This window comes from Kitasatospora sp. CMC57 (assembly GCF_045866025.2).
Classification (GTDB): domain Bacteria; phylum Actinomycetota; class Actinomycetes; order Streptomycetales; family Streptomycetaceae; genus Kitasatospora.
Genome location: NZ_AP035881.2, coordinates 2,593,392 through 2,610,420 on the forward strand (window position 1 = coordinate 2,593,392; position 17,029 = coordinate 2,610,420).

Annotated in this window: 10 protein-coding genes; all 10 read right to left on the reverse strand. The window is 72.4% G+C overall.

All coding sequences use genetic code 11. The features are described from left to right. Window positions 1-234 precede the first annotated feature (234 nt). Window positions 235-2,085 (reverse strand): acetolactate synthase large subunit, encoded by a 1,851-nt coding sequence (locus tag ACKUU6_RS11435; RefSeq protein ID WP_407988385.1) that lies wholly within the window; start codon window positions 2,083-2,085, stop codon window positions 235-237. Between the two features lie 300 nt (window positions 2,086-2,385). After that, window positions 2,386-5,307, reverse strand: a complete 2,922-nt coding sequence (locus tag ACKUU6_RS11440) for a putative bifunctional diguanylate cyclase/phosphodiesterase (protein WP_407988386.1) — start codon at window positions 5,305-5,307, stop codon at window positions 2,386-2,388. A gap of 202 nt (window positions 5,308-5,509) precedes the next feature. Next, a complete protein-coding gene (locus tag ACKUU6_RS11445; RefSeq protein WP_407988387.1) occupies window positions 5,510-8,629 on the reverse strand; it encodes a helix-turn-helix transcriptional regulator in 3,120 nt (1,039 codons plus the stop codon). A 12-nt stretch (window positions 8,630-8,641) separates the two neighbouring features. Then, window positions 8,642-8,836 carry a hypothetical protein gene (locus ACKUU6_RS11450; protein WP_407988388.1) on the reverse strand — a complete coding sequence of 65 codons (195 nt, stop codon included), beginning with the start codon at window positions 8,834-8,836 and terminating at the stop codon, window positions 8,642-8,644. A gap of 189 nt (window positions 8,837-9,025) precedes the next feature. Beyond that, on the reverse strand, window positions 9,026-10,534 hold the full coding sequence (gene gatB / locus ACKUU6_RS11455) for an Asp-tRNA(Asn)/Glu-tRNA(Gln) amidotransferase subunit GatB (RefSeq protein ID WP_407988389.1): 1,509 nt from the start codon (window positions 10,532-10,534) through the stop codon (window positions 9,026-9,028). Window positions 10,535-10,566: 32 nt separating this feature from the next. Then, window positions 10,567-10,806 (reverse strand): hypothetical protein, encoded by a 240-nt coding sequence (locus ACKUU6_RS11460; RefSeq protein ID WP_407988390.1) that lies wholly within the window; start codon window positions 10,804-10,806, stop codon window positions 10,567-10,569. After that, on the reverse strand, window positions 10,803-12,296 hold the full coding sequence (gatA, locus tag ACKUU6_RS11465; RefSeq protein WP_407988391.1) for an Asp-tRNA(Asn)/Glu-tRNA(Gln) amidotransferase subunit GatA: 1,494 nt from the start codon (window positions 12,294-12,296) through the stop codon (window positions 10,803-10,805). The genes ACKUU6_RS11460 and gatA overlap by 4 nt, the downstream gene beginning before the upstream one ends. Before the next feature lie 5 nt (window positions 12,297-12,301). After that, window positions 12,302-12,598: an Asp-tRNA(Asn)/Glu-tRNA(Gln) amidotransferase subunit GatC gene (gene gatC, locus ACKUU6_RS11470; protein WP_184913999.1), complete on the reverse strand. Its 297-nt coding sequence runs from the start codon at window positions 12,596-12,598 to the stop codon at window positions 12,302-12,304. 243 nt (window positions 12,599-12,841) lie between these two features. Continuing rightward, on the reverse strand, window positions 12,842-14,425 hold the full coding sequence (locus tag ACKUU6_RS11475; RefSeq protein WP_407988392.1) for a putative bifunctional diguanylate cyclase/phosphodiesterase: 1,584 nt from the start codon (window positions 14,423-14,425) through the stop codon (window positions 12,842-12,844). Window positions 14,426-14,750: 325 nt separating this feature from the next. Further along, window positions 14,751-17,024 carry an NAD-dependent DNA ligase LigA gene (ligA, locus tag ACKUU6_RS11480; protein ID WP_407988393.1) on the reverse strand — a complete coding sequence of 758 codons (2,274 nt, stop codon included), beginning with the start codon at window positions 17,022-17,024 and terminating at the stop codon, window positions 14,751-14,753. Window positions 17,025-17,029: the final 5 nt, after the last annotated feature.

Consider the following 17,029-nt stretch of genomic DNA (forward strand, 5'->3'; position numbering starts at 1 on the left):
ACTCTCTATCGGCACCAGAGGTGTTCCGGCGAAGCCGGATCGAGCAAGGGTGGCGGTGGGCGACGGGCCCAGAGGTGTTCCGGCGAAGCCGGATCGAGCAAGGGTGGCGGTGGGCGACGGGCCCAGAGGTGTTCCGGCGAAGCCGGATCGAGCAAGGGTGGCGGTGGGCGACGGGCCCAGAGGTGTTCCGGCGAAGCCGGATCGAGCAAGGGTGGCGGTGGGCGACGGGCGGGCCTAGTCGAGGTCGTCGCCGAAGTCCGGGCGCACGTCCCGGGCGGCGAGGATCTCGTCGTTGCTGGTGCCTGCGGCGACCATCGGCCAGACCATGGCGTCCTGGTGGACGATGAAGTCGATGACCACCGGGCGGTCGTTGATCTCCATCGCCTGCTTGATCACCGCGTCCAGGTCCTCGGGCCGCTCGCAGCGCAGGCCGACACAGCCCATCGCCTCGGAGAGCAGCACGAAGTCCGGGATCCGGGTGCCCTGCGCCGGGGCGGCGATGCCGTCGTGCTCGGGGCCCGCGTGCAGCACGGTGTTGGAGTAGCGCTGGTTGTAGAACAGGGTCTGCCACTGGCGGACCATGCCCAGCGAACCGTTGTTGATCACCGCGACCTTGATCGGGATGTTGTTCAGCGCGCAGGTGACCAGTTCCTGATTGGTCATCTGGAAGCAGCCGTCGCCGTCGATCGCCCAGACCGGGACGTCCGGCATGCCCGCCTTGGCGCCCATCGCGGCCGGCACGGCGTAGCCCATGGTGCCCGCACCACCGGAGTTCAGCCAGGTGGCCGGCTTCTCGTAGTTGATGAACTGCGAGGCCCACATCTGGTGCTGGCCGACGCCCGCCGCGTAGATCGCGTCCGGGCCGACCAGCTGCCCGATCCGCTCGATCACCTGCTGCGGCGACAACTCGCCACCCGGAGCGGCCTCGTAGCCCAGCGGGTAGGTGGTCTTCCACTGGTTGAGCTTGACCCACCAGTCCGCGTAGTCGCCCTTGTGACCGGCGTCGAACTCGGCCTGCACCGCGACGATCAGGTCCGCCAGCACCTCGCGGGCATCACCGACGATCGGCACGTCGACCGGGCGGTTCTTGCCGATCTCGGCCGGGTCGATGTCCGCGTGCACGACCTTGGCGTACGGGGCGAAGCTGTCCAGCTTGCCGGTCACCCGGTCGTCGAAGCGGGCGCCCAGGGTGAACAGCAGGTCGGCCTTCTGCAGCGCGGTGACGGCCGGGACGGAACCGTGCATGCCCGGCATGCCCAGGTGCTGCGGGTGGCTGTCCGGGAAGACGCCGAGCGCCATCAGGGTGGTGACCACCGGGGCGCCGGTCAGCTCGGCCAGGATCCGCAGTTCGGCGCTGGCCTGGGCCTTGTGCACGCCGCCGCCGACGTAGAGCACCGGGCGCTTGGCGGCGACCAGCATCCGGGCGGCCTCGCGGATCTGCTTGGCGTGCGGCTTGGTCACCGGGCGGTAGCCGGGCAGCGAGGTCTCCACCGGCCAGCGGAAGGTGGTGGTGGCCTGCAGCGCGTCCTTGGCGATGTCGACCAGGACCGGGCCCGGGCGGCCGGTGGCGGCGATGTGGAACGCCTCGGCGATCACCCGGGGGATCTCGGCCGGGTCGGTGACCAGGAAGTTGTGCTTGGTGATCGGCATCGTGATGCCGCAGATGTCCGCCTCCTGGAAGGCGTCGGTGCCGATCGCCTTGGAGGCGACCTGACCGGTGATCGCGACCATCGGGACGGAGTCCATGTACGCGTCGGCGATCGGGGTGACCAGGTTGGTCGCGCCCGGGCCCGAGGTGGCCATGCAGACCCCGACCCGGCCGGTGGCCTGGGCGTAGCCGGTGGCCGCGTGGCCCGCGCCCTGCTCGTGCCTGACCAGGATGTGACGGACCTTCTGGGAGTCCATCAGCGGGTCGTAGGCGGGGAGGATGGCGCCGCCCGGGATGCCGAAGACGGTGTCCGCGCCCACCGCCTCGAGCGAGCGGATGAGCGACTGCGCGCCGGTCATCGTCTCCACGACGACGCTGGGCGCAGGAGCGTGGGTGGCCGGGGTGTCCCCGCGGCGGGGGGCGGCGTGCTCGGTCATCTGCCTGTCTCTTCTCGGGTTCTGCCGTCCCCGTCAGGTGAGGGTCCTGGGGTCGGGGGCCGGTCGCCGGTCCTGCCTCCATCGTCCACCCGGACGGTTGGGTACCGGGGACGATTTCGGCAGGGGTCTTGCATGGTCGGACGGTTCCAGTGCAACAAAAAACCCCTCGTGCCAAGGGCATGCGAGGGGTGGCGCGTCGGTCTCTCCGTGCGGGGGGTGGCCCGCTCAGCCGACGCGCCCGCCAAGTACGAGAATTCGGGTGCGCATGGCACCGACCTTCCTCCCCGGCAGTGGGCCGTGTCAAGCAGGTGGGACGGCCGTCTCGCTATGCGGACCCCCGCCCTGACCCCAGCCCGGACCGTGGGTCGGGCGGCGTTCGGCCAGGTCGGGGGCGTTCTGGTGGTGCACCACCCGGCTGCCGCCGGGTTCGGGACGGCCACCCGATCGGGCGTCCGCCGCGAGGTAGGAGTGACGCGCGGAAAGCCCGTTCGCCTGCTTCGGCAGCGGGTAGACCCGGCGCAGCAGGGCCCGTCGGAGCCGGTGCTCGTCCAACGGCTGGGCGAAGGCCAGTCCCTGCCCCTGACGGCACCCCAGCTCCTGCAGCGCGGTCACCTGGCGGGGCTGGTCCACCCCCTCGGCGGCGGTCACCAGGCCCAGGTCACGGGCGAGCCGGAGGGCGTGGCCGGCCAGCGCCCGGGTCAGCCGTGAGTCGGCCACGTCCTGGACCAGGCTGCGGTCCAGCTTGAGCGCGTCGAACGGGAGCCGGGCCAGCGTGCCGAGCGAGCCGCCGCCCGCGCCGAAGCCCGCCACCGCCGTGGAGACGCCGTGCCGCCGGAGCGCGGCGAGCCGGCGGCCGAGCTCGTCCGCGTGCTCGTCCGGGCCCGTCCTGGCCAGCTCGATCACCAGCAGCTCGGCGGGCAGACCGGTCTCCCTGAGCACCGCGACCACCGCCTCGTACATGCCGGGCGCGCACAGCCGCTGGGCCGACAGCCGGATCGAGACCGGGACGGGCACCAGGCGCGGGCCGGCCCGGTGGGCGGCTGCGGTAACCGTCTCCTGGAGCATCCAGCGGGCGAACCTGGTGGCCGCGTCACCCTGGTCGGCGGTGCGCAGGAACTCCGCCGGGGTGAGCAGCAGCCCCTGCGCCGAGCGCCAGCGGGCCTGGGCCTCGACGCCGATCACGGCGCCGGTGGCCAGATCCACCACGGGCTGGTGCAGCAGCGTGAAGGAGCCCTCCTGGACGGCCACCCTGAGCCGCTCCTCCAGCTCGGTGCGGCGGTCCAACTCGGCCCGCATCGCCGGGTGGTAGAGCACCACCCGGCCCTTTCCCTCGGACTTCGCCCGGTACATCGCGAGGTCGGCGTTCCGCATCAGCTCGTCCGCCGCGGCCTGCGGGTCGGCGTCGGGATCCGGATCGCAGCCGGCGAAGGCGATCCCGATGCTGGCCGCCACCCCGAGCTCGGCCCCGCCGATCCAGTACGGCTCGGAGAGCGCCGTGCGGAGCCGCTCGGCCAGCTCGTGCACCTGGGCCTTGCCGAGCCTGCCCCGGACCAGCGCGGCGAACTCGTCGCCGCCGAACCTGGCCACCGTGTCGCCGGACCTCACCGCGTGCTGGAGGCGGCGGGCGGCCTGCACCAGCAGCTCGTCGCCGACCTGGTGGCCCGCGCTGTCGTTGACCGCCTTGAAGCCGTCCAGGTCGAGGAAGAGCACCGCCACGGTGGCGTCCTCGGCGTACCCGCCGTACCCGTCGGCCGGGCTGAGCGAGGTGCGCAGCCGCTGCGTGAAGAGCGCCCGGTTCGGCAGGTCGGTGAGCGGGTCGTGGAACGCGTTGTGCTGCAACTGTGCCTGCAGCATGACGCGTTCGGTGACGTCGCGGCTGTTCAGGATCAGCCCGTCGCGGTACCGGTTGACCGTCGACTCCACGTGCAGCCACTCGTCGTTGCCCGAACGCACCCGGCACTCCACCCGGGCCGAGGGCTCCCCCGCGCCGTCCCGGCGCACCGGCCGGTCGGCCATCAGCCGCCGGACCTCGCGCAGCACCCGGTCGACGTCGTCGGGGTGCACCAGGTTGAGCAGGTTCCCGCCGACCAGCTCCTCCGGGTCCCGCCCGTAGACGCCGATCGAGGCGGGGCTGACGTAGGAGAGCACACCGCTGCCGCCCGCGATCATGATCACGTCGCTGGAACCCTGCACCAGCGAGCGGAAGTGCGCCTCCTTCTGGGCGAGCTCCTGGGTGAGCGAGAGGTTGTCGAGCAGTATCACGCCCTGCCGGACGATCAGCGCCAGACCGACCGTGCAGGCCGACGCCAGCACCACCCGGTCCAGCGCGTGGCCGCCGAGCGCGTTGTAGAGGATGCCCGCGGTGCAGACCGCCGCCGCGACGTACGGGGTGAGCGCGCTGAAGGTGGAGGAGACCCGGCGGCGGGGGGTGCCGCCGACCGAGGGGTGCTCACGGCTCGGCGCGAACCGGCCGCGCGAGGCCCAGGGCGCCCAGGCGAGCAGCACGCTGCCGGCGAACCAGCCAGCGTCCAGCAGGTCGCCGGAGTGGTAACCGCTGTGCAGCGCGGGCGAGGTGAAGAGCGCGTCGCAGACCACCGTGACGGCCAGGCCGACCATCGCGGTGTGCACGGCGGCCCGGTTGCCGTCCCGGCTCCGGAACCTCAGCCCGACCACCAGGCTGACCAGCAGGATGTCCAGCACGGGGTAAGCCAGGTTGAGCGCCAGCCGGAGCGGGTCCTCGCCCTCGCCCGCCGCGACCCGGCCGAGCGCCAGGCTCCAGCTGAGGGTGAACAGCGATCCTGCCACCAGCCAGCCGTCGAGCAGCAGGCAGAGCCAGCCGGCCGCCGTTCGGGGCCGCTGGGACAGCACGGTCAGGCCGATGATGGCGAGCGGGGCGAACAGCAGGAAGGCGTACTCGGCGGGCGAGTCCTCCGGCAGCCTGGTGCCGAGCACCACCTCGTACCAGCCCCAGGTGGCGTTGCCGATGGCCACCGTCGAGGAGGAGAGGCCGAACAGCAGCCAGGCGGGGCGGGCCGGGCCACCGGTCGCACAGGCGTGAAGCAGACAGGAGAGCGCGGCGGCCAGTGCCGCTCCGGCGAGGCCGAAGTCGCCCATGAACAGCGCGAGTTCCGGCGATCCCCAGCCGATGGCGGCGCCCAGGGCGTACCCGAGGCAGAGCAGCACCAGCAGCGTGCCGAGGAGGCGGCTCGGGTGGAAGTTCACTCGACCTCCCCCACGCCTTGCCGGTGTTCCCTCTCGGGACCTTACACCACTTCCGTCACTCAATGACACGTACACTCAACTTAGAGTAATGGGGCCCGGATGGCGGTGTGTCCCGCTCATGACGGGATCGCCCCGGTTGGCCGCAGCGCACGACGGGGGCGCACGGATTCAGGGCCGTCCGCCCGGCCGGGAGTGACCGGTGTCAGGCACCGAGCAGGTGCAGGCGGTGGGCCAGGGCGGCGGCCTCGCCACGGCTGCCGACCGAGAGCTTGGCCAGGATGTTGGAGACGTGCACGCTGGCGGTCTTCGGGGAGATGTACAGCTCCTCGGCGATCTGCCGGTTGGTGCGTCCCTGCGCCAGCCGGTGCAGGACGTCCCGCTCGCGCGGGGTGAGCCCGAACCCGTCTGCGGGGTCGGCCGGTCGGTCGGCCGCCGGTGCCGGACGGGCGGCCAGCGAGAGGCCGGACCTGGCGGTCAGCCGGCCGATGTCCTGCCGCAGGTACAGACCGGCCGTGGCCAGCGCCTGGACCTCCCGCAGCGGCTCGACTGCGGCCTCGCGGCGGCCGGCCGTCAGCAGCGACTCGGACAGTCGGTAGAGCGCCTGGCCGAGCGGGCAGCCGAGACCGGTGCAGCGCAGCAGCTCCACCACGTCGGCCCACTGCTCGGGCGTGTCGCTGCCTTCGGCGCGGGCCAGCTCGGCCGCCAGCAGCGCCGCCCAGCCGCGGTGCAGCGCCGTGTGCGGCCGGAGTCGGGCGGCCACCTCGGCGATCCGCCGCAGCACCACAGGACGGCCCAGGTCGGCCGCCGCCGACCCCCGCGAGTCGGCCTCCCCCGAGGCGCCCTCCACCAGCACCGGGAGCAGCCCCAACAGACAGCCGTCCGGGAGACCCTGCTCGACCGGGAGGTCGGCCAAGCGGTCGAGCACCGCGAGCAGTTCGGCCCTGGCCTGGAGGGGCCGCCCGGCCCTGGCCTCGATCCGCATCGCCAGCCGGGCGATCGGCAGGTCGTGCTGGGACTGCCTGACCTGCCGCCCGGCCACCCTGGCCCGCTCCAGGTACTCCTCGGCGAGTGCCAGGTCGCCCTGGTCGAGGGCGAGTTCGGCCCGCAGCCGGCCGAGGAAGGCGTGGTAGTTGCTGCCTGCCGGGTCGCCCTCCCACTCGGACAGCAACTGCTCGGCCTCGGCCGGGCGGCCGAGCACCAGAAGGGATTCGACCAGGTTCCCGGTCAGCAGGGCGCCGATGTTGCCGAGCAGCCCGTTGCCCCGGGCGGCGGCCAGGCCCTCGCGGGCGAACGCCTCCGCCTCGGCCGCCCGGCCGAGGCCCAGCAGCAGGCTGGACAGGTTGTTCAGCCCCCGGCAGAGCACGTCCACCGGGCCGGTGCGCCGGACCTTCTCGACCGCGTCGGTCAGCAGTGCGAGCCCGGCCGCCGAGTCACCGAAGTGGACGGCCAGGGTGCCCATCGTCATCCGGGCGTGCTGCTCGACCGCGTCGGCTCCGACCTGGCGGGCGATCTCGGCGGCCCGCTCGGCCAGCTCGAGGTCGGCCTCGACCGGGTCTCCGAGCATCGCGTGGCCGGCCGCCAGGGCCAGCACCTCGGCCTGCACCGGGGACGGCGGCAGACCGGCCACCAGCCGCTGGGCCCGCTCGATCTCCTCGTCGCTGCCGGCTCGCCCGAGGTGACGGAACATCAGCGCGCGCTGGATCCGGAACCAGGCGACCCGCTCCGGCTCGGTCTCCTCGTCCAGCAGCTGGAAGGCCCGCTTGGCCAGGCTCAGCCCGCGGTCCCGGTCGCCCGCCCGGCGGGCGGCCAGCACCGCCTCGGCCAGCACGTCGACCAGGTGCAGCAGCCGGCAGCTGCCGCCGTCGTGGCCGCACGGCGGGTACGTACCGGCCCAGTCGGCGGGCCGCAGGTTCTCCTGCCGCACCTCGTCGGAGACCTCGTCCCAGAGCTCCAGCGCCCGTTCCAGCATGTTGAGTTGCTCGGCGAAGGCGTTCCGCCGCCGGGCCGACCTGGCGGCCTCCAGGGCCGTCGGCAGGGCGCGGCCCGGATCGTGCGCGTGGTACCAGTAGTTGGCCAGCCTGGCGGCCCGGCCGTTGCCGCAGACCAGCGAGCCGTCCTGCTCCAGCGCGGTGGCGTACCTGCGGTTGATCCGGTACCGCTCGCCGGGCAGCAGGTCGTCCGAGATCGCCTCGCGGACCAGCGCGTGCCGGAACCGGTAGCCGTCGCCGTCGCTGTCCGGGCGCAGCACGTTGACCCCGACGGCGTTCCGCAGCGCGTCCAGCAGGACGTCCTCGCCCTCCTCCAGCACCGCCTCCAGCAGGGCGTGCTCGACCAGCGAGCCGCCCTCGGCGGCGATCCTGAGCACCCGTTGGGTCTCGTCCGGCAGGGCCTCGACCCGGACCAGCAGCAGGTCGCGGAGCGAGTCGGTGAGGCCGGTGTCGCAGCCGTCCTGATGAGCGGTGGCCAGCTCCTCGACGAAGAAGGGGTTGCCCTCGGAGCGGCGGTGGATCCGGTCCACCAGCTGCCGGTCGGTGCCCCGGGTGCCCAGGATGCCGGCCAGCTGGGCGGCCACCTCGCGCCGGCCGAACCGGCACAGCTCCACCCGCTGGACGGTCCGCAGCCGGTCCAGCTCGGCCAGGAACGGGCGCAGCGGGTGCCTGCGGTGCAGGTCGTCCGAGCGGTAGGTGGCGACGATCATCACCCGGGCCCGGTGCAGGGTCCGGATCAGGTAGGTGAGCAGCTCCCGGGTGGACCGGTCGGACCAGTGCAGGTCCTCGACCGCGAGCACGATCGTCCGGTCGGCGGAGAGCCGCTCGAACAGCCGGGCGGTGTGCTCGAACAGCCGGGCCCGGCTGAACTCGTCGTTGGGCTCGGCGTCGTCCGCGCCGAAGTCGGGCAGCAGCCGGGTGAGGTGACCCTCCATGCCCTGCGCGGCCCGTTCGAGATCGGCTCCCAGGCTCCGGTGCAGACGGCGCAGCGCGGTGGCCAGCGGGGCGTACGGCAGCCCCTCGGCCCCGACCTCCAGGCAGCCGCCCAGGGTGGTGACCACGCCGGGCCCGCAGGCCGCGGTCAGGAACTCCTCGATCAGCCTGGTCTTGCCGACCCCCGCCTCGCCGCCGACCAGCACGGCCTGCGGCTGGCCGGCCGCGGCCCGGCGCAGTGCGGCGTCCAGGGTGCCGATCTCGGTGCCGCGTCCGACGAAGACCGGGCTCACCGATATCTGCTCCATGGCGCCGAGCATGCCACAGGCCGCCGACACCGTCCGAGCGGATATCTCGCTGCTCGGACGGCCGACGGCCGGGCTGTGACGGTCTGTCAGCATTCGTACCCCGGGTCAGCTCTGGCGGAGCCGCGGGGCCGGACTGAGTGCCCGTACCCGGCGGTTCCGCAGTGCTCTCCGCAGGCCGGCCCGCAGGCTCGGGCGCCCTTCGCGGTGCACCGCGTCCAGCGCCTCCCGGACCAGGGCCTCGTGCCGGGCGCGGCGCTGCAGCTCCTGCGAGCGGGCCTGGATGAGCTCGTACTCCAGCATGGTGACTCCCTTTCTCGGCAGACCGTCCCGGCCTCGGTCGGCCGGTCTTTCGTCCTGCTGAGAGCTTCCTCCGCTGAGGGGGGTCACCACATCGGGAGCATGCCGCATGTTCCGGAGCGTCAGGTCCTTAGACGCCGACCGCCCGCTCCGTGGGTACGGAGCGGGCGGTCGCGGACGGCCTAGGTATGCCTAGACCTGGACACCCAGCTTCTCGAAGATCATGTCCTTGACCTTCGCGGCGTCGGCCTGGCCCCGGGTGGTCTTCATGACCGCGCCGACCAGGGCGCCGACCGCGGCGACCTTGCCGTCCCGGATCTTGTCGGCGATCGCGCCGTTCTCGGCAATCGCCTGGTCGACCGCCGCGCCCAGCGCGGAGTCGTCCGAGACCACGGCGAGGCCGCGGGCCTCGATGACCGCGTCCGGCTCGCCCTCACCGGCCAGCACGGCCTCGATGACCTGGCGGGCCAGCTTGTCGTTCAGCTTGCCCTCGGCCACCAGCGCGCAGACCCGGGCCACCTGGGCCGGAGTGATCGGCTGGTCGGTGAGGTCGGTGCCGGTCTCGTTGGCCCGGCGGGCCAGCTCGCCCAGCCACCACTTGCGGGCCTGGTCGGCCGGCGCGCCGGCGGCGATGGTCTCCAGGATCGGTTCCACCGCACCGGCGTTGAGCACGGCCTGCATGTCCTGGTCGGACAGGCCCCACTCGCCCTGCAGCCGGGCCCGGCGGACCCGGGGCAGCTCGGGTAGCCCGGCCCGCAGCTCCTCGACCCACTCGCGCGCGGGCGCGATCGGGACCAGGTCGGGCTCCGGGAAGTACCGGTAGTCCTCGGCGTTGTCCTTGATCCGGCCGGCCGTGGTGGAGCCGTCGTCCTCGTGGAAGTGCCGGGTCTCCTGCACGATCGTGCCGCCGTCGGTGAGCACGGTGGCGTGCCGGCGGATCTCGAACCGGGCCGCCCGCTCCACGCTGCGCAGCGAGTTGACGTTCTTGGTCTCCGAGCGGGTGCCGAACTTCTCCCGGCCGTGCGGACGCAGCGACAGGTTCACGTCGCAGCGCATCTGGCCCTTGTCCATCCGGGCCTCGGAGACGTCCAGCGCCTTGATCAGCTCACGCAGCTCGGCCACGTACGCCTTCGCCACCTCCGGAGCACGCTCGCCCGCGCCCTCGATCGGCTTGGTGACGATCTCGATCAGCGGGATGCCGGCCCGGTTGTAGTCCAGCAGCGAGTGCGAGGCGCCGTGGATCCGGCCGGTCGCGCCGCCGATGTGCGAGGACTTGCCGGTGTCCTCCTCCATGTGGGCGCGCTCGATCTCGACCCGGAAGGTCGAGCCGTCCTCCAACTGCACGTCGAGGTAGCCGTTGAAGGCGATCGGCTCGTCGTACTGCGAGGTCTGGAAGTTCTTCGGCATGTCCGGGTAGAAGTAGTTCTTCCGGGCGAACCGGCACCACTCCGCGATCTCGCAGTTCAGCGCGAGACCGATCTTGACCGCCGACTCCACGCCGATCGCGTTGACCACCGGCAGCGAGCCCGGCAGGCCGAGGCAGGTCGGGCAGGTCTGCGAGTTGGGCTCGGCGCCCAGCTCGGTCGAGCAGCCGCAGAACATCTTGGTCTTGGTACCCAGCTCGACATGGACCTCAAGGCCCATCACCGGGTCGTACGAGGCGAGTGCGTCCTCGTACGAGACCAGGCTAATGACGCTCACAGCGTCCCCTTCAGTTGAGTCTTGGAGGTCCGTCAGCCCAGCAGCACGTCGTCGTCACCGAGCCGCTTGAGCTCACGGACGAGGAGTGCGGTGCCGGTGATCAGCGCGGCGGCGCCGACCAGGGCGTTGATCAGCATGAGGGTGTCGTTCTCGCTGCGGGCCTTCCTGACGTCCTTGACGACCGAGACCGCGCCGAAGGCGCTGGTGCCGATGGACAGCCAGAGACCCGGCTTCGAGTGCTTGAAACCCTTGGCCTTCGCGATGCTGCTCACAGTGCCGGTGCCTCCTCCAGCAGGGGGTGTCCCCACTTGTCGTTGAGTGCGGCCTCGACGGCGCCGCCCACGCGGTACAGGCGGTCGTCCGCCATCGCGGGGGCGATGATCTGCAGGCCGACCGGGAGATTGTCCTCCGGCGCGAGCCCGCAGGGCAGCGACATGGCCGCGTTGCCCGCGAGGTTGGACGGGATGGTGCAGAGGTCGGCCAGGTACATTGCCATCGGGTCGTCGGCGCGCTCGCCGATCGGGAAGGCGGTGGTCGGGGTGGTCGGCGAGATCAGCACGTCGACACCGGCGAAGGCGGCGTCGAAGTCGCGCGAGATCAGGGTGCGGACCTTCTGGGCCGAGCCGTAGTAGGCGTCGTAGTAGCCCGAGGAGAGGGCGTACGTGCCGAGGATGATCCGGCGCTTGACCTCGGCGCCGAAGCCGGCCTCCCGGGTGAGGGCGGTGACGTCCTCGGCCGAGCGGGTGCCGTCGTCGCCGACCCGCAGGCCGTACCGCATCGCGTCGAAGCGGGCCAGGTTGGAGCTGGCCTCGCTGGGCGCGATCAGGTAGTAGGCGGGCAGCGCGAGGGTGAAGGACGGGCAGGAGACCTCGACGATCTCGGCGCCGAGCTCGCGGAGCAGCTCCACCGACTCGTTGAAGCGCTGCATCACGCCGGCCTGGTAGCCCTCACCCGCGAACTCCTTGACCACACCGATCCGCATGCCGCGCACGTCGCGCAGCTTGGCGGCCTCGACCACGGCCGGGACGGGCGCGTCGATCGAGGTGGAGTCCAGCGGGTCGTGGCCGGCGATCGCCTCGTGCAGCAGCGCGGTGTCCAGCACCGTACGGGCGCACGGGCCGCCCTGGTCCAGCGAGGAGGAGAACGCGACCAGGCCGTAGCGGGAGACCGAGCCGTACGTCGGCTTCACGCCCACGGTGCCGGTGACGGCGCCGGGCTGGCGGATCGAGCCGCCGGTGTCGGTGCCGATCGCCAGCGGGGCCTGGTAGGCGGCCAGGGCCGCCGCCGAGCCGCCGCCGGAGCCGCCGGGGATCCGGGACAGGTCCCAGGGGTTGCCGGTCGGGCCGTAGGCGGAGTTCTCGGTGGAGGAGCCCATCGCGAACTCGTCCATGTTGGTCTTGCCGAGGATGACCACGCCCGCGTCCTTCAGACGGGTCGTCAGGGTGGCGTCGTACGGCGGGATCCAGCCCTGGAGGATCTTCGAGCCGCAGGTGGTCGGGACGCCCTTGGTGGTGAAGACGTCCTTGAGCGCGAGCGGGACGCCGGCCAGCGGGCCGAGCTCCTCGCCGCGGGCGCGCTTCTCGTCCACCGCGCGGGCGGCGCTCAGCGCACCCTCGGTGTCCACGTGCAGGAAGGCGTTGACCTTCTTGTCGACGGCGCCGATCCGGTCCAGGTGCGCCTGGGCGACCTCGACGGCGGAGACCTCGCCGGAGGCGATGGCGGCGGCGGTCTCGGCGGCCGTCCGCTTGATCAGTTCGGTCATGGTGATCAGTCCTCCCCGAGGATCTGCGGCACGCGGAAACGCTGCTCCTCGACGGCGGGGGCGCCGGCCAGCGCCTGCTCGGGAGTGAGCGACGGCCGCACCACGTCCGCGCGCATGACGTTGGTCAGCGGCAGCGGGTGGGAGGTCGGCGGTACGTCCTGTCCGGCGACCTCGGAAACGCGGGCGACCGCGCCGATGATCACGTCGAGCTGCTCGGCGAAGTGGTCCAGCTCTTCGGCCTGCAGCTCCAGACGCGACAGCCGGGCGAGGTGGGCGACCTCCTCGCGCGTGATGCCAGGCATGCAGCGATCCTCAAGGTGAGTTCTGGTCGGACCGGGCGCTCGGTGACGTGCCCGGCCTCTTTCTTGGGCCCCATCCTATGGGCAACCGGGAACCCGCCCTCGTGCCCCGCAGCGGCTCGGGGAGCGGCGCCACCGCCCTCGGGGGCGTCAGCTGAACGGGAGCGGGTCGTGTTCGAGCGGGTCCGGACGTCAGGACCCGCTCGAACACGACCCGTTCACGCTGCCGCCTACCCCGGGCGGGCTCTACTGCGGCGGCGCCAGCAGCTCGACCGCCGGGGCGCCGGTGCGGTGGACCATCAGCCAGGCGGTGGCCTGGTCGGCCGGGAGGGCGGCGGAGACCAGCCAGCCCTGGACCGCGTCCACGCCCATGCTGTGCAGCTGCTCCCAGGTCTCGTCGTCCTCCACGCCCTCGGCGACCACGGTCAGGCCGAGCGAGTGGGCCAGCTCGACCGAGCAGCGGACCACCGCCGCGTCGTGGTCGTCGGCCACCATCCGGGAGACGAAGGACCGGTCGATCTTGAGCTCGCCGACCGGCAGCGAGCGCAGCCGGACCAGCGAGGAGTGGCCGGTGCCGAAGTCGTCCAGCGACATGCCCACCCCGTACCGCCGCAGCTCGGCGAGGGTGTCGGCGGCCAGCCGGGAGTCGTCCAGCAGCAGCCGCTCGGTGATCTCCAGCTGGAGGGCGGCGGCGGGCACCTGATGCCGGGTGAGGTGCCCTGCCACCCGGTCGGCGAAGCCGGGGTTGAGCACGTCCCGGGGCGAGACGTTGACGGCGACCTGGACCTCCAGGCCCTGCGAGCGCCAGATCGCCAGCTGGCCGACGGCCGACTCCAGCACGTAGTCGGTCAGCCGGGGCATCAGACCGCTGGACTCGGCCAGGCCGATGAACTCGTCCGGGGGCACCCGGCCCTGGCCGGGCCGCTCCCAGCGGAGCAGCGCCTCCAGGCCGACCACCCGCCCGTCGAAGGCGACCTTCGGCTGGTAGTGCAGCTGCACCTCATTGGTCTCCAGGGCCCGGCGCAGGTCACCGAGCAGGCCGATCCGGTACGGCGTGTCGAGGTCCCGGGTCTCGTCGTACTGCTCGACCCCGGTCCGGCGGCGCTGGGCGTGCGCCATCGCCACGTCGGCCCGGCGGAGCAGCGCCTCGGCGTCCTGGGCGTGCGCCGGGTAGACGCAGACCCCGGCGCTGGCCTCCAGCACCAGCAGCAGCCCGTCCAGCCGGATCGGCGCGGCGAGTTCGGCGATCAGCGCCCTGGCCACCCGCTCCAGGGTGTCCGGGCGGCCGACGCCGGGCAGCAGGACGGCGAACTCGTCGCCGCCCATCCTGGCGACCACCGGACGCAGGCTCTGCTGGACCGGCGGCGGCAGACTGGAGAACACGTCGTCCGGATCGTCCCGGCCGGGGTTGTGGGTGCCCGAGCGCAGCGCCCGGTGCAGGCGGCGGGCGATGTGCACCAGCAGCCTGTCCCCGGCGGTGTGGCCGAGCGCGTCGTTGAGCGACCTGAACCGGTCCAGGTCGAGCAGGATCAGGCCGACGTTCCAGTCCTGGTCACCACCGTGCTCGGCGATCGCCTCCTGGGCGGCCAGCAGCAGGGCATGACGGTTCGGCAGGTCGGTCAGCGGGTCGGTGAGCTGGTCCCGCGCGCGGTCCCGGGCGATCCGCCAGGCCGCCACCAGCACCGCCACCGGCACCGCGAACAGCGGTAACAGCTCGGGCTCGTGCCGGTAGACCAGGACGGCGAGCGGGATGAGCGGCGCCGCACCGGCCAACAGCACGCCGAGCAGCAGGACCGCACCTGCCACCCCCTGCGGCGGGCGTGTGGGCACGCCGCCGGTCGTACGATCCATAAGCCCTGTCCTCCGTCGGGCCCGCCCCGTTCAGGCCGCCTTTCGGTGCGACACCCGGAGTGCCGGCAGGCGTCAGTGAACCGGGGCGTCCCCGGTGGTACCGGCTGCAACCCCGGTGCCGACCGCCCCTGCTGACACAGTGTCGCCCTAAGGGTAAGCCGCTGTCAGACCGGTAAGGCGTACTTTCGGACAACCCTGGACACGGCGAGGCCGGAACGTCCTTCCGGGATGCCGCACACTGACAGAATGCCCGGTTTCTTTCGGCCGGACCCCGCTGACGAGGCATCAGGAAGGTAACGGAGACTCAGCCCTCGGCCGGAGACTCAGCCACCGGCTCGGCGGGCTCGATCCCCAGGTGCGCCCTGGCCGCCTCGGGACCCTCCGCCAGCAGGACGGCGAAACCTGCGTCGTCCAGCACGGGGAGCCCGAGCTGCACCGCCTTGTCGTACTTCGACCCGGGGTTGTCCCCCGCGACCACGAAGTCGGTCTTCTTCGAGACCGATCCGGTCACCTTGGCCCCGCGCGAGGTCAGTGCCTCCTTGGCGCCGTCCCTGGTGTGCCCGGCCAGCGTGCCGGTGACCACCACGGTCAGCCCCTCCAGCGGGCGGGGGCCGTCATCCCCGGTGCTCTCCTCGACGAAGCGGACGCCGGCGGCGCGCCACTTCTCCAGGATCTCGCGGTGCCACTCCTCCTCGTACCACTCCTTGATGGCCCGGGCGATGATCGGGCCGACCCCCTCGGCGGCGGCCAGCTCCTCCTCCGTCCTGGCGAAGATCAGGTCCAGGTCGCGGAACTCCCTGGCCAGCGCCTGGGCGGCGACCGGGCCGACGTGACGGATCGACAGGCCGTTCAGGAACCGCCAGAGCGGCCGGTCCTTGGCCTTCTCCAGATTCTCCAGCAGCAGGGTGGCCGACTTCTTCGGCTCGCCCTTGAGATTGGCGAAGAAGGGAACCACCTTCTCCTCGCCCGTCCGGTCGTCCAGCTTGGGCATGCCGGTCTTCGGCTCCAGCACCCGGACCCGGATCGGCAGCAGCTGCTCCAGGGTCAGGCCGAAGATGTCCCCCTCGTTCCCCACCGGGGGCTGCTTGGGCTCCAGCGGCTGGGTCAGCGCGGTGGCGGCGACGTACCCGAGGCCCTCGACGTCCAGCGACTCGCGGCCGCCGAGGTAGGCGATCCGCTCCCGGATCTGGGCCGGGCAGCCCTGGGCGTTCGGGCAGCGCAGGTCGATGTCGCCCTCGCTCATCGGGCGCAGCCCGCTGCCGCACTCCGGGCACTCCGTCGGCATCTCGAAGGGCCTGGCGTCCGCCGGCCGCAGCTCCGTCACCGGGCCGAGGATCTCCGGGATCACGTCACCGGCCTTGCGCAGCACGATGGTGTCGCCGATCAGCACGCCCTTGGCCTTCACAACGTCCTGGTTGTGCAGGGTGGCGTACTGGACCATCGAGCCGGCCACCTTCACCGGCTGCTCCAGCACCGCGTACGGGGTGGCCCGGCCCGTCCGGCCGATGCCGATCTTGATCTCGGCGAGCTTGCCGTTGACCTCCTCCGGCGGGTACTTCCAGGCGATCGCCCAGCGCGGCGACTTGGAGGTGGCGCCGAGCCGGCCCTGGAGCGGGATCTCGTCCACCTTGACGACCACGCCGTCGATCTCGTGCTCGACCGAGTGCCGCTGCTCCCCGAACTGCCGGATGAAGTCACGGACTTCGTCCAGGGTGCCGACCACCTTGTTGTGCCGGGCGGTGGGCAGGCCCCAGTCGTGCAGCAGCTGGTAGGCGTGCGACTGGCAGTCGATGTCGAAGCCCTCGCGGGCGCCGATACCGTGCACCACCATGTGCAGCGGACGGGAGGCGGTGACCAGCGGGTCCTTCTGGCGGAGCGAACCGGCCGCCGCGTTCCGGGGGTTGGCGAACAGCTTGACCAGGGCCCCGGGGCGCTTGCCCTCCTTGGCGCGCTCCTCGTTGATCTTCTCCCGGCGCTCGTTCTCGGCCGCCAGCGAGGCGTTCAGCTCGGCGAAGGCCTCGGTGGGGAGGTAGACCTCGCCGCGGATCTCCACCAGGGCCGGGACGTTCTCGCCGTGGAGCCGGTGCGGGATCTCCTTGATGGTGCGCACGTTGGGGGTGATGTCCTCGCCGACCCGGCCGTCACCACGGGTCGCGGCCTGGACCAACTGCCCGTTCTCATACGTGAGGTTGACGGCCAGGCCGTCCACCTTGAGCTCGCAGAGGTAGTGGTACTCGATGCCGTCCAACTCGCGGGCGACCCGGTCGGCCCAGGCGGCCAGCTCCTCGTCGTCCATCGCGTTGTCCAGGCTGAGCAGCCGCTCGCGGTGCTCGACCGCGGCGAAGAGCTCGGTGGGCGCGCCGCCGACGTTCTGGGTCGGCGAGTCGGGGGTGACCAGCACCGGGTGGGCGGCCTCGATCCCCTCCAACTCCCGCAGCAGGCGGTCGAACTCGGCATCGGTGACGATCGGGGCGTCCTGCTCGTAGTACCGCACCCGGTGGCCGACGATCTCCGCCGCCAGCTCCGCGTGGCGCTTGCGCACCTCCGCCGGAACGTCCTCCCAGCCCTCGACCGCCACCGCGT